Source organism: Flavobacterium sp. CFS9 (assembly GCF_041154745.1).
GTDB lineage: Bacteria > Bacteroidota > Bacteroidia > Flavobacteriales > Flavobacteriaceae > Flavobacterium.
The window spans coordinates 3978806-3994438 of sequence record NZ_AP031573.1; the positions used below are offsets into that span (position 1 = coordinate 3978806).

At 35.4% G+C, this 15633-nt stretch carries 15 protein-coding genes; 10 read left to right on the forward strand and 5 right to left on the reverse strand.

Features of this window, described 5'->3' with window-relative positions; genetic code table 11:
- Positions 1–377: 377 nt before the first annotated feature.
- The 4 genes from ACAM30_RS16770 to ACAM30_RS16785 all read right to left on the reverse strand — a co-directional run bounded on the left by ACAM30_RS16770 (position 378) and on the right by ACAM30_RS16785 (position 3425).
- On the reverse strand, positions 378–662 hold the full coding sequence (locus ACAM30_RS16770; protein WP_369615726.1) for a GNAT family N-acetyltransferase: 285 nt from the start codon (positions 660–662) through the stop codon (positions 378–380).
- Between the two features lie 6 nt (positions 663–668).
- On the reverse strand, positions 669–1064 hold the full coding sequence (locus ACAM30_RS16775; protein ID WP_369615727.1) for an OsmC family protein: 396 nt from the start codon (positions 1062–1064) through the stop codon (positions 669–671).
- 2 nt (positions 1065–1066) lie between these two features.
- The gene (locus ACAM30_RS16780; protein ID WP_089077357.1) at positions 1067–1948 is read right to left on the reverse strand and encodes a pirin family protein; all 882 of its coding nucleotides are present in this window, start codon (positions 1946–1948) and stop codon (positions 1067–1069) included.
- Positions 1949–2324: 376 nt separating this feature from the next.
- The gene (locus tag ACAM30_RS16785) at positions 2325–3425 is read right to left on the reverse strand and encodes a DNA alkylation repair protein (RefSeq protein WP_369615728.1); all 1101 of its coding nucleotides are present in this window, start codon (positions 3423–3425) and stop codon (positions 2325–2327) included.
- 193 nt (positions 3426–3618) lie between these two features.
- Here ACAM30_RS16785 and nadC point away from each other — a divergent pair, with 193 nt between their 5' ends.
- From nadC to priA, 5 genes are all read left to right on the forward strand, one after another.
- Positions 3619–4476 carry a carboxylating nicotinate-nucleotide diphosphorylase gene (nadC, locus tag ACAM30_RS16790; RefSeq protein WP_369615729.1) on the forward strand — a complete coding sequence of 286 codons (858 nt, stop codon included), beginning with the start codon at positions 3619–3621 and terminating at the stop codon, positions 4474–4476.
- Between the two features lie 128 nt (positions 4477–4604).
- On the forward strand, positions 4605–5528 hold the full coding sequence (locus tag ACAM30_RS16795) for a YihY/virulence factor BrkB family protein (RefSeq protein WP_369615730.1): 924 nt from the start codon (positions 4605–4607) through the stop codon (positions 5526–5528).
- Position 5529: 1 nt separating this feature from the next.
- Positions 5530–5961: a DUF2147 domain-containing protein gene (locus tag ACAM30_RS16800; RefSeq protein WP_369615731.1), complete on the forward strand. Its 432-nt coding sequence runs from the start codon at positions 5530–5532 to the stop codon at positions 5959–5961.
- An 18-nt stretch (positions 5962–5979) separates the two neighbouring features.
- On the forward strand, positions 5980–6723 hold the full coding sequence (gene bla-B1-FLAV / locus ACAM30_RS16805; protein ID WP_369615732.1) for a subclass B1 metallo-beta-lactamase: 744 nt from the start codon (positions 5980–5982) through the stop codon (positions 6721–6723).
- Positions 6724–6825: 102 nt separating this feature from the next.
- The gene (gene priA / locus ACAM30_RS16810) at positions 6826–9276 is read left to right on the forward strand and encodes a primosomal protein N' (protein ID WP_369615733.1); all 2451 of its coding nucleotides are present in this window, start codon (positions 6826–6828) and stop codon (positions 9274–9276) included.
- A 2-nt stretch (positions 9277–9278) separates the two neighbouring features.
- Here priA and ACAM30_RS16815 read toward each other — a convergent pair whose 3' ends face one another.
- Entirely contained in the window at positions 9279–9977 is a 699-nt protein-coding gene (locus ACAM30_RS16815; protein WP_026110001.1) for a LytTR family DNA-binding domain-containing protein, read from the reverse strand.
- A 177-nt stretch (positions 9978–10154) separates the two neighbouring features.
- Between ACAM30_RS16815 and rpsF the strand changes: the two genes are divergently transcribed.
- The 5 genes from rpsF (at position 10155) to ACAM30_RS16840 (ending at position 15169) form a co-directional block, all read left to right on the forward strand.
- Entirely contained in the window at positions 10155–10496 is a 342-nt protein-coding gene (gene rpsF, locus ACAM30_RS16820; RefSeq protein ID WP_026729424.1) for a 30S ribosomal protein S6, read from the forward strand.
- Positions 10497–10501: 5 nt separating this feature from the next.
- Complete coding sequence (gene rpsR, locus ACAM30_RS16825; protein WP_002987043.1) at positions 10502–10798, forward strand: 30S ribosomal protein S18; 297 nt, start codon at positions 10502–10504, stop codon at positions 10796–10798.
- A 65-nt stretch (positions 10799–10863) separates the two neighbouring features.
- Positions 10864–11304 (forward strand): 50S ribosomal protein L9, encoded by a 441-nt coding sequence (gene rplI / locus ACAM30_RS16830; protein WP_369615734.1) that lies wholly within the window; start codon positions 10864–10866, stop codon positions 11302–11304.
- Between the two features lie 100 nt (positions 11305–11404).
- Positions 11405–14575 (forward strand): carboxypeptidase regulatory-like domain-containing protein, encoded by a 3171-nt coding sequence (locus ACAM30_RS16835; protein ID WP_369615735.1) that lies wholly within the window; start codon positions 11405–11407, stop codon positions 14573–14575.
- 120 nt (positions 14576–14695) lie between these two features.
- Positions 14696–15169 carry a DUF6495 family protein gene (locus ACAM30_RS16840; RefSeq protein WP_369615736.1) on the forward strand — a complete coding sequence of 158 codons (474 nt, stop codon included), beginning with the start codon at positions 14696–14698 and terminating at the stop codon, positions 15167–15169.
- The last annotated feature ends 464 nt before the right edge of the window (positions 15170–15633 follow it).

Here is a 15633-nt window from a genome sequence, read left to right on the forward strand (position 1 = left end):
AGTTTCTGGCGAGATTTAAAAATTGATTTCGTTATGTACTTTTTTTTACCGCAAAGGCGCAAGGTTTTGTGATATACAGAATTTAATATAAACACAACGTTCGCAAAGCTTTAACTAAAAAGACTTTGCGAACGTTGCGTAATTCTTTGTGTACTTTGCGGTTAAAAATAAACGTCTTAGAAGGTTTTGGTTACACAGTACTGTAGCAGTCTTAGAGAAAAAAAATTACCACAAAGAGCACAAGTTTTTGTAATGTGCTAAGCTTAATATAAACGCAAAGTTCGCAAAGCTTTACCAAAAAAACTTTGCGAACTTTGCGTAATTCTCTGCAAACGTTGCGGTTTAAAAAAAACTTAGAACCTTAGAACCTCAGAAACTTAAGAAAAAAGTACATCATGAATTTCGCTCACCTTATCAAAAACACTTTTGGCAAAAGGACAAAGCGGGATAATTTTCAAATCGTTATTTCGGGCGTATTCCACAGCGGCCATAACCAGTTTTTTACCGACTCCTTTTCCGTTAAATTCCTCGTTTACTTCAGTATGGTCGATGATGAATTTTGAATCACCTGCCCAGGTATAAGTCATTTTTCCGGCTTGTTTTCCTTCTTCTACAGCTTCAAAATAGCCTCTTCTTGTATCGTTTATTTGTTGAATTTCCATAATGTGTTATATTAGTGTGGTTTTAATTTCGATTGAATTGGTTAAGGTTTTATGTATCGGACAGCTGTTGGCAATCGTTTCAAGACGTTGTCTTTGTTTGTCGTCGACCTCGCCGATAATTTCTATTTTTCTTGTAAACAGAGAGATTTTGTTGTCCAAATCTCTTTCAAAGTCAACTTTGATATTGATTTCGCTTACATCCCATTGTTTGCGGTTGATATACATTCGAAGCGTTATCAAAGTACAGGAAGCCAGAGAAGAAGCCAGTAATTCTGACGGACTAAATCCTAAGTTTTTGCCACCTGCTTCCTGAGGTTCGTCGGCAATTACAATATTTCCGCTGGCAGATGTGATTTCCGTTCGGTACAAACGGGTATCGATGTGTGCTGATAGTGTATTCATGGTTATCGCATTTTAGGATCAGGTAAAGGAACAAACTCAGTTTCACCCGGAACCTTAGGGAAAGTCTGTTCTGTCCAGTCTTTTTTAGCTTTTTCTATTCGATTTTTATCAGAGGAAACAAAGTTCCAAAAGATAAAGTGTTCTTCCGGAAAGGGCTGTCCTCCAAAAATATAAACCGTTGTGTTTTCGGCTATTTCGAACTCACATAAAGTGCTGTCGTTGGTAATTAGAATTTGTTTTGGATCGTAGACATGCTCACCGCTTTTAATGCTTCCTTCAAGAATATACAAACCGCTTTCGCCAAAAAGATCTTTTCCAATATTAATTTTTCTGGCTTCGGTACTTTTGATTTCGATAAAGTAAAGCGGACTATATACAGGAACAGGTGATTTTTTACCAAATGCTTCTCCTGCTATTAATTTATATGAAACTCCGTCTTCTTCCCAACTCGGAATATCACTGGCTTCTACGTGTGTAAAGTTGGGGTCCATTTCTTCCAGTTCTTTAGGCAATGCCACCCAAATTTGAAGACCGTGGAGCATCTTGTCAGAATGTCTTAAATATTCAGGAGTGCGTTCTGAATGCACGATTCCTTTTCCGGCTGTCATCCAGTTTACGGCGCCGGGTTTTATTTCCAGTTCGGTACCCAAGCTGTCACGGTGCATAATACTTCCTTCAAACAAAAAAGTCAAAGTAGAAAGTCCGATGTGCGGATGAGGAGGGACATCCATATTTTGATACTGATTTAAATGTGCCGGCCCCATATGGTCGATAAAAACAAATGGGCCAACCGCTCTTTTTTCACGGAAAGGCAATAGACGGCCTACCATAAAATTACCAATATTGGCAGCACGTTCTTCGATGATTAAACTGATATTTGACATGTTCTTTGTTTTAGTTGAAAGCAAAATTACAGCTGTAGTCACAATCTGTAACTTAATTTAGATTAAGAAAGTTTGTTTTTGTTTAGAGTGATATAAAAGTAAGGAATAGAATTAAAAAGATCGGATACGAATTGAAAAAGAACACGAATTACACCAATTTTCACGAACTAATATGTGTAATGATTGAACACACTAGGAACATAGAACTCTAAATAGGATGCGAAGGTTCAAGAAATCAAGATTTTTTCACAAAGCTATAAGTCTTATTTAAAATGAAATGACTTTATATGTACAATCAGAAACTATGTTTCTATGTGTTTAAAAATTTACTCAATCAATTTGTGAAAATTGGCGTAATTCGTGTTCTTGTCTTATATCATTTAATCAATTCAAAATCGAGTGGTTCACTTTCTATTCCATTGATAATAATCGATAACTGATGCATTCCGGTATGAAAAACACGTGTAGTGATGATTTTGAAGGACTGATTTCGCTCCACTTTAATGGTTTCATTGGGTTGGTAAACCTTCTCACTAATTTTAAAGACTTTTTTCGCCAGATGTCCTTTTGCTTTTTTATAATGAACAGCATATTCTAAACGAATCGTTTTTGGTTTATTATTTTTATTGTTCAGATGAAAGTGAAACTGCAGATAATCTCCAATTTTTACAAGAGGTGTTTTGATTTCAAAAGAAGAAAGTTCAACATTGGTATTGTCCAGACCATAATGACTCAGGATTTCGGGATGCCCTTGTTTTAATAAAGTACGACAGCCGTGTTTGATAATTCCATCCGTTTCTTTGCTTTGATCTTTCCATTTACGGGCAATTTTTAAGACGATTTGCGGATTGTCTTTTACAATATCGTTCAGGTTATTGGCGACACTGCGACGCACATATTCTGAAGGATCACTTTTTAAATTCTCTAAAATTGGCAGGATAGAGGCAGGGTCTTTTTTTAAGTACGGAATCGCCATTGCCCACGGCAATCTTGGTCGGCTGCCTTCACTGGCCAATCTACGAACATGATGATTTTCATGCAGAGACCATTTGGTCATTTCATCAATCATCTGCTCTTTGTATTTTAGAATAAAAGGGCGAACGGCAAATTCGCAGCTTATAAATTGAGTGATAGAAACAAAGGCTTTCGCAGAGGTTTTAAAATCATCCAGGCCATACATTTCGATATAATCAGCAAAAAATATAAAGGCCAGATTGCTATCGGTAAAACTGTTTTTCTTCAGATTTTCAATAATTTTGTCCAATAAAGCAACAGCTTCCGGGAAATTTTCAGGCATAAACTGATGTAAAACAACCGTGGTGTGCTTCATGCGGTCTTTCCATTCCTTTTGGCTAAAATCGCCTTCATAAATGGCCGCAATAAATTTTTGTTTGTCAAATGTTGGATGCACTTCTGCAACAGCCTGACCAAATTGTTCGTAGAAAGAAACGGAGTAAATGTCTTTAATTAATCCCATGATTTTGTTTGAATGAGCCTCAAAGGTATTTAATGTTCGTTAATTATTTGAGTTGCTAAAAGATTAAGTTTAGTTAAGAGTTTAATCTTTATTTTTCTCAATCTTCCGCTAATTTCTCAATTTTAAAATCAAAGCGAAGCTTTTAAATCCACAAAATATGTCCTACTTTAGCATCATATAAAATTTTAGGAAAATGATTAGCGAAGAACAGTTTCAAAGCGAATTACAATTATTAATCAGCAATGCAATTCGGGAAGATGTAGGAGCGGGAGATTACAGTTCACTGGCTTGTATTCCGGACACGGCGCACGGGCAGGCTAAATTACTGGTAAAAGATCAGGGAATTATTGCTGGCGTTGCATTGGCAAAAATGATTTTTGAATACGTAGATCCGAAATTAAAAATGAAAGTTTTTATAGAAGATGGGACTCATGTAGAATATGGCGATGTAGTTTTTGAAGTTTCAGGAAGTTCTCAGTCTATTTTAAAAGCAGAGAGAGTGGTTTTGAACAGCATGCAGCGTATGTCTGCCATTGCAACCAAAACAGATCAATATGTACAGCTATTGGACGGAACCGGAGCAAAAATATTAGATACCCGTAAAACGACTCCAAATTTCAGAGTTGCTGAAAAGTGGGCAGTCAAAATCGGAGGAGGAGAAAATCATCGTTTTGCATTGTACGATATGGTTATGCTGAAAGACAACCATATTGATTTTGCAGGAGGAATTACACTTGCGATCAAGAAGACCAAAGAGTATTTAAAAGAGAATCATTTAGACTTGAAAATTATTGTCGAGGCCAGAAATTTAGATGAGATTCGTGAGATTCTTTTAAGTGATGGTGTTCACAGAATTCTAATCGATAATTTTAATTACGAAGACACTAAAACAGCGGTGCAATTAATAGGCAATAAATGTCAGACGGAATCTTCAGGCAATATTAATGAAAAAACAATCCGTGAATACGGACTTTGCGGTGTCGATTACATTTCATCTGGAGCACTAACGCACTCTGTTTATAACATGGATTTAAGTCTGAAGGCTTTTTAAATGGGTTATGAGTTGTGAAATGTGAGATGTAAAACGTGAATTGTATTAATGGAGGATATAGTTAATATAGATTATGTCCTATATTTCAAAAATCTAAAAATCTAATAATCGAAATATCTAAAATAAGTATGTCTAAAGAAATAGAAGAGCGGATTGAGAAAGTTCCCGTGGTACGATCTGTAGTTCGTTTTTTCAAGAGAATAAAATTGCCCTGGCTCGAAGGTTTCTCGTTATATGATTTGCTTGAAATGTATACCATTGGTATTATCGAAGGAGCATTTTCGTATCATGCGAGTGCTGTTTCGTTCAGCTTTTTTATGGCTTTGTTTCCTTTTGCATTATTTATTTTAAACTTAATTCCCTTTATTCCTATTGATGGATTTCAGCAGGACTTTTTGCAGTTTGTGCAGCAGGGAGTTCCTCCAAATACCTACGAGGCCATCAGTAAAATTATAAGTGATATTTTGAACAACAGTCACTCCGGTTTATTGTCGTCGGGATTTTTGCTTTCGATATTTTTGATGGCAAATGGTATTAACGGTATTTTGAGCGGTTTCGAATCTTCAAAACATGTTTTTGACAAACGTGGTTTTCTGAATCAATACCTGGTGGCGCTGGCGATTTCGCTTATTATGACCGTTATATTGTTTGTGACAGTAGCTACAATTGTTGTTTTTGAGGTGTTCATTCAAAAAACAATCATTCAGGATGTGTTAAGCGATCGCATTCCGCTGATTATTTTAGGGCGATATTTGTTCGTTGTTTTAATGATTTTGATAACCTCTTCACTATTATTACGTTATGGTACGAAGCAATATAATAAAGTGCCTTTTATAAGTATTGGATCAGTTTTTACAACCATCTTAATTGTGATATCTTCATTCTTTTTTGGGATTTGGGTTATAAAATTCTCAAAATATAATGAACTTTATGGTTCGATTGGTACATTATTAATTCTAATGTTTTATATTTGGATAAACTGTATGATTCTGCTTTTGGGATTTGAATTGAATGCCACTATCAGAAAATTAAAACAAAAAAAAAATAAATAAGATGAAAAATTGGATGTTAACGATTGGTATTTTTTTTCTGACACTAGGCACAATTCAGGGTCAGGGTGTAATTGGAAAATGGAAAACAATTGATGATGAAACCGGCGAAGCAAAATCTATTGTAGAGATTTATGAAAAATCCGGAAAAGTGTATGGTAAAATTGTAGAAATACTTCGCGAAAACCACAAAAAAGACGTTTGTGCTAAATGTGACGGAGCGGATAAAAACAAACCAATTTTAGGTATGGTCATCATCAACGGACTTAAAAAAGACGGTTCTGAATACAGTGGAGGAACCATTTTAGATCCGACAAACGGAAAAAAATACAAGTGTTATATTGCATTAGAATCAGTAGATAAACTTAAACTTCGTGGTTATGTTGGTATTTCTATCATGGGAAGAACACAATACTGGAGCAGAGTGAAGAATTAATTTTAAAAATAAAATAAAATGCGAAAATTAGCATTGATAGCTTTATTCCTGGTACAGCTATCCCAAAGTTTTGCACAGTCTAAGAATTCGCCATTACAAATAAGTCATCTTACAGGTGACTTTTATGTTTATAAGACGTTTCACGATTATAAAGGCACGCTGATTTCAGCCAATGCTATGTATTTGGTTACAGATAAAGGAGTTGTCTTGTTTGATGCTCCTTGGGACAAAACACAATTTCAGCCTTTGTTGGACAGTATTAAGGCAAGACATCATCAAGAAGTTGTGATGCACTTTGCCACGCATGCGCATGAAGACAGGGCAGGTGGTTTGGATTTCTACCGAAAAAAAGGAATTAAGACCTATACAATAAAAGCAACAGATCAGATTCTGGAGAAAAATAAAGAAGGAAGAGCTGAGTTTGTTATTCCGGATGATACCTTGTTTACAGTTGGTAAATATACTTTTGAAGTGTATTATCCTGGAAAAGGACATGCATCTGATAATATTGTAGTTTGGTTCAATAAAGAAAAAGTACTTTACGGAGGCTGTTTTGTTAAAAGTGTAGAAGCAAAAGATTTAGGTTATCTTGGAGATGCAGATGTAAAAGAGTGGGAGAAATCCATTCTGAAAGTGCAATCGAAGTTTAAAAATCCAAAATACATTGTTACTGGTCATGATGATTTGAAAGATTTAAACTCTTTGAAACATACATTGAAACTGGTTAAGGGATACAATGCTGCAAAGTCTTCGGTTAAATAATACTCTATTGTTCTGAATCAAAAGTAAATTTGTTTTATGATTTGGTTGGAAAGAAGCTGGGTTAAATTCCATCTTCAGTTATAAATGCTATAAAATATCCACATGTTTTTTATTGAAGTCGTTTTACCGCTTTCATTAGCTAAAACTTTTACCTATCGTGTTTCTGAGGCTGAATTTCATTTTATTAAAAAAGGAATGCGGGTTGCGGTGCCATTTGGTAAAAATAAAATTTATACGGCATTGGTTATTGAACTGCATCAAAATGAACCGGGTTTGTATGAAGCCAGGGAAATTCATCAGATATTAGACGAAAAACCTATCGCAACCGAAGTCCAGATCAAGCACTGGCTTTGGGTGGCGAATTATTATATGTGTGCTATCGGTGATGTTTATCGAGGCGCTTTTCCAACGGGATTATTGCTGGAAAGTGAGACTATTGTTTCGCACAAACCTGAAGTTGTTGTAAATGATTCTGAGCTTTCTGATGATGAATTTTTGATTTATGAAGCGCTACAACATCAAAGTTCATTAAAAGTTCAGGAGATTGCTTCGATTTTGAATAAGAAAAATATCCTTCCTACACTTCAAAAGTTACTTGCCAGAGATGTTATTGTTCTGGATGAAGAAATTAAAGAAGGATACAAACCAAAACTGGTTCGATATGTGAAGCTGCATGCTCAATACGAATCCGATAATGGTTTAGGAGAATTGCTTGAAGTTCTAAAAAACGCCAACAAACAAAAGGAACTGGTGCTGGCGTATTTTCAAACTATGGCTTCTGAAAAGAAACCCATCACAGTAAAAAAGTTGGTTGAGGTTTCGGGTTCTACTTCAGCTGCCGTAAAAGCTTTGATTGATAAAGAAATTTTTGAAGAGTATCTTTTGCAGCAAGACAGAGTTTCGTTTACAGGACAAACAACAGACGATCAATTGTTGTTAAGTGAAGCACAAACGAGAGCTTTTACTGCAATTAAAGAGAGTTTTACAGAAAAAGAAGTATGTTTGCTTCATGGTGTTACCTCAAGTGGTAAAACAGAGATTTACATCAAACTGATTGAAGAATATCTGAAAACCGGAAGGCAAGTTCTTTATTTGTTGCCGGAAATAGCTTTGACGACGCAATTGGTTTCAAGACTAAGGTTTTATTTTGGAGACAAAGTAGCTGTTTTTCATTCGAAATACAGTAATAATGAAAGAGTTGAGGTTTGGAAGCAAACGCTTGAAAATTCAGAAAAAGCCCAAATTGTAATAGGGGCAAGATCGGCTTTGTTTCTGCCTTTTGATAATTTAGGTTTATTGATTGTAGACGAAGAGCATGAACAGACTTTTAAGCAAACCGATCCGGCACCACGTTATCATGCGAGAGATGCGGCAATTGTTTTGGCTAATTTTCATAAAGCAAAAGTGCTATTGGGTTCGGCGACACCAAGTATTGAAACCTATTTTAATGCGCAGGCAGATAAGTATGGTTTAGTATCACTTACAGAACGTTATAATAATGTTCGAATGCCTGAAATTCTTTTAGTGGATTTAAAAGACAAACATTTCAGAAAAAGAATGACCGGACATTTCAGTGATCTTTTAATTGAAGAAATAGGAGAGGCTTTGTCTTTGGGAGAGCAAATTATTTTGTTTCAAAACCGACGAGGATATTCACCTATAATAGAATGTATGACTTGCGGTCATGTACCGCATTGTCAGCAGTGTGATGTGAGTCTGACTTTTCACAAACATAAAAATCAGCTGCGTTGTCACTATTGTGGTTATTCGATTGCAAAACCAACGCATTGTCATAGTTGTTCGAGTATCGATTTGACGACTAAAGGATTCGGGACAGAACAAATCGAGCAGGAGCTGGTTACACTTTTTCCTAAAGCCAAAACAGGCCGAATGGATCAGGATACCACCCGTGGGAAATTTGGTTTCGAAAAAATAATAGATTCCTTTAAAAATCGTGAAATTGATATTTTGGTCGGTACGCAAATGCTGGCGAAAGGACTGGATTTCGACAATGTAAGTCTGGTTGGAATTATGAATGCGGATAATATGCTGCATCATCCTGATTTTAGGGCTTTCGAACGCAGTTATCAAATGATGACACAAGTAGCGGGGAGAGCCGGAAGGTCAGAAAAACAAGGGAAAGTAGTGATTCAAACCTATAATCCGAATCACAATACGATTCAGCAGGTGACCAACCATAATTATATAGGTATGTATAAGGAGCAATTGTACGATCGTCAGATCTACAGATACCCGCCTTACTTCAGAATTATAAAGCTGACTTTAAAGCATCGGGATTTCGATAAATTGAAGGAAGGTTCGATGTGGCTGTATCAGGTTTTGAGTCAAAATTTAAATATGCCGGTACTGGGTCCGGAAGAGCCTGCGATCAGCAGAATCAGAAATGAATATATCCGAACGATTTTGATTAAGATTCCGCAAAATCAGCATTTGGTGAATACGAAAAAAACTATTCAGAAAATGCTGAATAGTTTTGAGGCTGTTGCTCAGTACAGAGCTATAAAAGTTATTGCCAATGTTGACTTTTATTAAAATTACGAAGAAGTTGAGAGCGCTTTTACCAGATCTTCTTTTTTGTTTCGGCTAAGAGGAATTTTGGTTATGCCAATCTCAGCAAATTTACTGTTAAAGCGTTCTACTTTATCAATGTTAATGATATAGGACTTATGCACGCGAATGAATTTGTCTTTCGACAGATCGTTTTCAAAAGATTTCATGGTTGAAAGCACCAGATTACTGTCGTCTTCGGTAACCACTCTTACATAATCCCCAAAAGCTTCAATCCATTTGATTTTTGCGGTGAATATTTTAAGTTTTTTCAGATTACTTTTGATAAATATATGTTCGCCTTCTTCTTCTTTGATGTCCTTTTTTAGTAAATGCATGTCAATAGCTCTTTTTACAGAAGCATTAAAACGATCTACCGCAATAGGTTTCTGAAGGTAATCAGTAGCGTCATAGTCGAAAGCTTTTAAAGCATATTCTGCTTTAGAAGTAATAAATATAATTTGTGGCTTAGATTTTAGTCCGTCAAGAAAATCAAACCCATTAATAACGGGCATTTCTATATCAAGAAAAATTAAGTCAATATTATTTAGAGAGATACAGCTTTTTGCCTCTATTGCATTTGAAAAATCCCCGATTAAATGCAAACCTGGGTGATTATTAACTAATTTTGCAATAATAGTTCTTTGTATAGAACTATCATCTACAACAACACAGTTTAGCTTCATAACATAAAAATTTAGAATAAATTCAGGATAGCAATAGTAAATGTATTCTTTTTTTAAGAAAAAAACTAAAATTGGCGTGTATTTTTTGCTGTACAACGAATAAAAGTAAAAAAGTGTTGTATATTTAAATTTTATGGTTACTTTTGCACCCAATTTTAACAAATAAATATATTGTTTATGAATCATTATGAAACTGTTTTCATTTTAAATCCCGTTTTATCTGAGGTTCAGGTGAAGGAAACAGTAACGAAATTTGAAGAATTTCTTACTAGTAGAGGAGCTGAAATGGTATCGAAAGAGGATTGGGGTCTTAAAAAAATGGCTTACGAAATCCAAAACAAAAAAAGTGGTTTTTATCACTTATTCGAATTCAAAGTAGCTGGAGAAGTTCTTGTAGCTTTTGAAACTGAATTCAGACGTGACGAAAGAGTTATGCGTTTCTTAACTGTAAGTTTAGACAAACATGCTATTTCATGGGCGGAAAGAAGAAGAGCTAAATTAAAATCTACTAAAGCGTAATTATTATGTCTACAATTGAGCAATCTGCAAAAGGAAAAAAAGACGGAGATATCAGATATTTAACGCCTTTAAACATTGAAACTAACAAAACTAAAAAGTACTGTCGTTTCAAAAAATCAGGAATCAAATACATCGATTATAAAGATGCTGATTTCTTATTGAAATTCGTTAATGAGCAAGGAAAAATTCTTCCTCGTCGTTTAACAGGAACTTCATTAAAATACCAAAGAAAAGTGTCTGTAGCTGTAAAAAGAGCTCGTCACTTAGCTTTAATGCCATACGTGGCCGATTTATTAAAATAATTAAAAACTCTAGTCGCTGGTTTCTGTTATGCAGAACCTAACTTCTAAAATTTAAGGACAACAACATGGAACTTATTTTAAAACAAGACGTACAAAACTTAGGATTTAAAGATGATGTAGTATCTGTAAAACCTGGTTACGGTCGTAACTTTTTAATTCCTCAGGGTTTTGCTACTTTAGCAACTCCTTCTGCTAAAAAAGTTTTAGCTGAAAATCTAAAACAAAGAGCACATAAAGAAGCTAAAGTGGTTGCTGATGCTAAAGCATTAGCTGAAACTTTAAAAGCTCTTGAAATTAAACTTACTGCAAAAGCTGGTGGAGAGAAACTTTTTGGTTCTATCACAAACATCGACATTGCTGAAGCTTTAGAGAAATCAGGTAACGCTATTGATAGAAAATTCATCACTAGTGGTATCGTAAAACGTACTGGAAAATATACAGCTAGCGTTCGTTTACACAGAGACGTTATTGTAGAATTAGCCTACGAGATTATCGCTGAAAAATAACATTTTGTTAACTTCTTGTTAATAAAATATAAAAACCACTCTTTTGAGTGGTTTTTTTTTGCCTAATTTTGAAAGGAATAACACTCTCAAAACCAGGAAAATGAAAAAAATCTTTGCATTATTACTAGGTGTGTTTGCCATAACCACTGCTATCGGGCAAACCACGACGTCGAGTATTAAGGGGATTATTAAGAGCTCTGCCAACGAACTCTTGCCCGGCGCTACTATCTTAGCGATCCATACTCCTACAGGAAGTAAATATTCAGCTGTGTCTAATGAAGACGGCAGGTTTAATATTTTGAATATGAGAATTGGAGGTCCGTACAAAATTGTTGTGACTTTTGTAGGTTTTCGAAATCATGAATATGCCGATGTGAATCTCGATTTAGGAAAACCTTTTAATCTTGATGTGGTTTTGGAAGACGAAAGTCAGACACTCGAAGAGGTGAAAATCGTATCTAAGGATAAAGTTTTTAAAAGTGGTAAAACGGGTGCCGAAACTACGATTGGAAAAAGAGAGTTAACGGCTTTGCCAACAATTTCAAGATCGGCGGAAGATTTTACCCGTTTGGAACCAACTGCAAGCGGAGGTTCTTTTGGAGGAAGAAACGATCAATACAATAATTACTCCTTAAATGGTGCGGTATTTAATAATCCGTTTGGTCTGGATGCTGCAACGCCCGGAGGTCAGACGGGATCACAGCCTATTTCGCTTGATGCTATTGAGCAGATTCAGGTGGCGACGGCTCCTTATGATGTTACTTTGTCGGGTTTCACAGGAGCTTCTGTTAATGCGGTAACCAAATCGGGAACTAATGAGTTTCATGGTACGGCTTATGGTTTTTACAGAAATCAGGATTTGACGGGAAATAAAATCAAAGGAGAAAAAATATTTGTACCTACTTTAGAACAAACTCAGGCCGGTTTTAGTTTGGGTGCTCCTATTATCAAAGATAAACTGTTCATCTTTGGAAATTTTGAAATTGACAAACGAAGTGATTTAGGATCCAATTTTGTGGCCAATAATAATGATGGTGTAACGGGAATTAATGAATCGAGAGTTTTAGAATCGGATTTAATCGCAGTTTCAAAGGCTTTGGCCAATTTAGGTTACGAGACGGGACCTTATCAGGGGTTTAAGCACGAATCGAATTCAAACAAAGGGATTATTAAGATAGACTGGAATATCAATGATAATCATAAACTGGCGGTTATCTATAATTTTCTGGATGCTTCAAAAGACAAACCGGCGCATCCGACCGCACTTGGTTTCAGAGGGCCGAATGCTTCTATTTTACAGTTTAGAAATTCCGGGTATCAGATTAATAATAACCTGAGTTCTTTTCTGGTAGAATTAAATTCAAAATTTAGTGAATCGGTTTCTAATAAGCTGCAGGCAGGTTATTCGCATTTTAACGATTACAGGGTGCCATTCTCAGTTCCGGCTCCTGTGATTAATATTCAGGACGGAGCAGGTGCTAATTACATCATTGCAGGGCATGAGCCTTTTTCGATCAATAATACTTTAGATCAGAAAGTAATTCAGATCACTAATAATCTGAACTATAATGTGGGTAAACATGCATTTACTTTTGGAGCTTCTTTTGAGAAGTTTAAATTCGCAAACTCTTTTAACTTGGCCGGATATGATAATTTTGGAAATCCGAACGGATATGCCGGAACCTTCTTTACGCCCTATTTCACAACACAGGATTTTTTAAATGATGCGGCTAAACCTTTTGCTACAAGTATTATTGCTCAGAATTTGAAATATGCCCAGGATGTTTTTGCAGCTAAAAATAATTTTAAAGTGGGAAGCGATGGAGGCTGGAAATTGGCGGAATTGAATGTAGGACAGCTGGCCTTCTACGCTCAGGATGATATTAGTATCGATGATAATTTTAAATTGTCTTTGGGATTAAGAATTGATAAGCCTTTGTATTTTAACACTGCCGATTTGATTCAGAAATATATAGATACTAATAATGGCGGAGCCAAAAGAAATAACGATACCGATTATTATGATCCGCAAACAGGTCAGGCTGTTAAATTGATTTCGACCAATTTGCCAAGTGACCGAATTTTATGGTCGCCGAGAATTGGTTTTAACTGGGATGTTAAAGGTAACGCTACTTCACAGCTTCGCGGTGGGTCGGGAATTTTTACCGGAAGAATTCCTTTTGTATGGTTGGGAAATCAGGTAAGCGGTGCTGATGATGGCTTTTTTCAGATTATGGATCCGGATTACAAATGGCCGCAAGTCTGGAGAACCAGTTTAGGGTTTGATCATCGATTTGAAAATAATTATATCGTAACAGCAGATTTGTCTTATAATAAGGATATTAATGCGGTACACGTTCAGAACTGGGGATTGAAATCTCCAACCGGAACATTGGCAGGTGTGGATAACCGACCTATTTATGTTGCAGCAGATAAAGGTACAAACAATGCTTATGTAATGACGAACTCGAATAAGGGAAGTGCGTTTAATGCGACTTTAAAAGTGCAGAAAAACTTCGAAAATGGATTGTATGCCAGCGTAGCTTATAATTATTTAAAATCTAAAGACGTTAACTCTATTGAGGCTGAAATTACGGGAGATGCATTCGCTTTTAATCCGGCTTTAGGAAATGTAAATAATGATGTGCTTTCGAATTCGAAGTATGGAGACAATCATCGTTTTATAGCAGTAGCTTCCAAGAAATGGAAATATGGAAAAGATAAATGGGCGACAACAGTGTCGACTGTTCTTGAATATGCACAAGGAGGGCGTTTTAATTACACGTATGGCGGAGATATTAACGGAGACGGTTCCAGTGTTAACGACTTGATTTACATTCCTACATCGGCCGAAATTGCTTTGATGAATTTTAGTGCACCAGGAGAAGGTGCTGCTTTTGATAAGTTTATTTCTCAGGATAAATATATGAGAGACAGGAGAGGGCAATATGCTGAACGTTATGGAGCAATATCTCCGTGGAGAGGCAGATGTGATTTGAAAATTCTTCAGGATTATAATTTTAAAATTTCTTCTACTTCAGATAAAAAGAATACGATTCAGTTTAGTATCGATGTTTTGAATTTCGGGAATTTACTAAATTCAGATTGGGGAGTTGTTCAGGTGCCTACAAGTGTTCAGCCTATCGGGGTTACAGTTGCCGGAAATACACCAACGTATACTTTTAATGGTACTCAGACCAAAACGTTTAGTTATGATGCCAGTTTAGTGTCCAGATGGCAGGCACAATTTGGGATACGATACATTTTTTAGTAAAGCAAAAAAAGTTATAAATTTGCCCTCGCATTTGCGGGGGCTTTTTTTTATTAAATAACAGAGAGTTCCGAAATTTTACACGAGCTCTTTTTGGAGCGTTTAACACAAGAAAAAAAAATGAAATACGCAAGATTAACAAAAGAGCAATTTGATGAATTGCATGGAGAATTTGCAAGCTTTTTGGCGACGCAGGCTATCGATAAAGCAGAGTGGGATGCCCTTAAAATAAATAAACCGGAAGTTGCGGAGCAGGAACTGGATGTTTTTTCAGATTTAATCTGGGAAGGTGTTTTGTCTAGAGCAGAATTCTTAGAGCACTTTTCTAAAAATCATATTTTTTTATTCCAGTGTTTTGAAACTCATGTTCAGTCGATCGTATTGAAATCATTGGTTGCCGAAACTGATTTTTTGAGTAAGGAAGGATTGCAATGGCTTTCTGATAATATGTTTACCGAAAACATAGAGATGAAGGTTGGAAAAAAAGTGTTCACAGAAGAAAGAAACGCTTCTATTTTTCAATTAATTCAGCAAGGAGCATTTTTAAGCGACGGTCAATTGTTTACACAGATCAACACAATTATTGAATCATAGCATTTTTTAAGATTAAAAATTAGTAAGTGTTTAACGTTTAGATGTTTGCTAATTTTTAATTTTTTAACTTTTGTTGAAGTTTTAATGTTTTTTTTTACCCGTATTTCTACGCATTTTTTCTGAATAATTTAAAGAATGTAGTTTTATTGCATTAAATAACAAATTCTTCTCGGTTTTATGTCTTTTTTGCTCAATTTCAATCGATTACCTTTTTATTTTGTAGTCTTTTACTTTGTTTTTTTGTAGGTTTTGAAAAAAGATAAAATATTTTCATTCCTTTATTGCATCCCATTTTACCGCTATAAGGGCAGGTTTTTCCGATGATTTACCTGTTTTTTCTATTTTCGTTTTTTCTCCAAATTGAAAAAACCGGAAAATTATACTTGTTTAGTGTTCTCCTTTTTCCTAATTTTAGTATAAGAAAAAGTTAAACAAAACTTTTTTGTTTTTTTTCCAAAAACAAC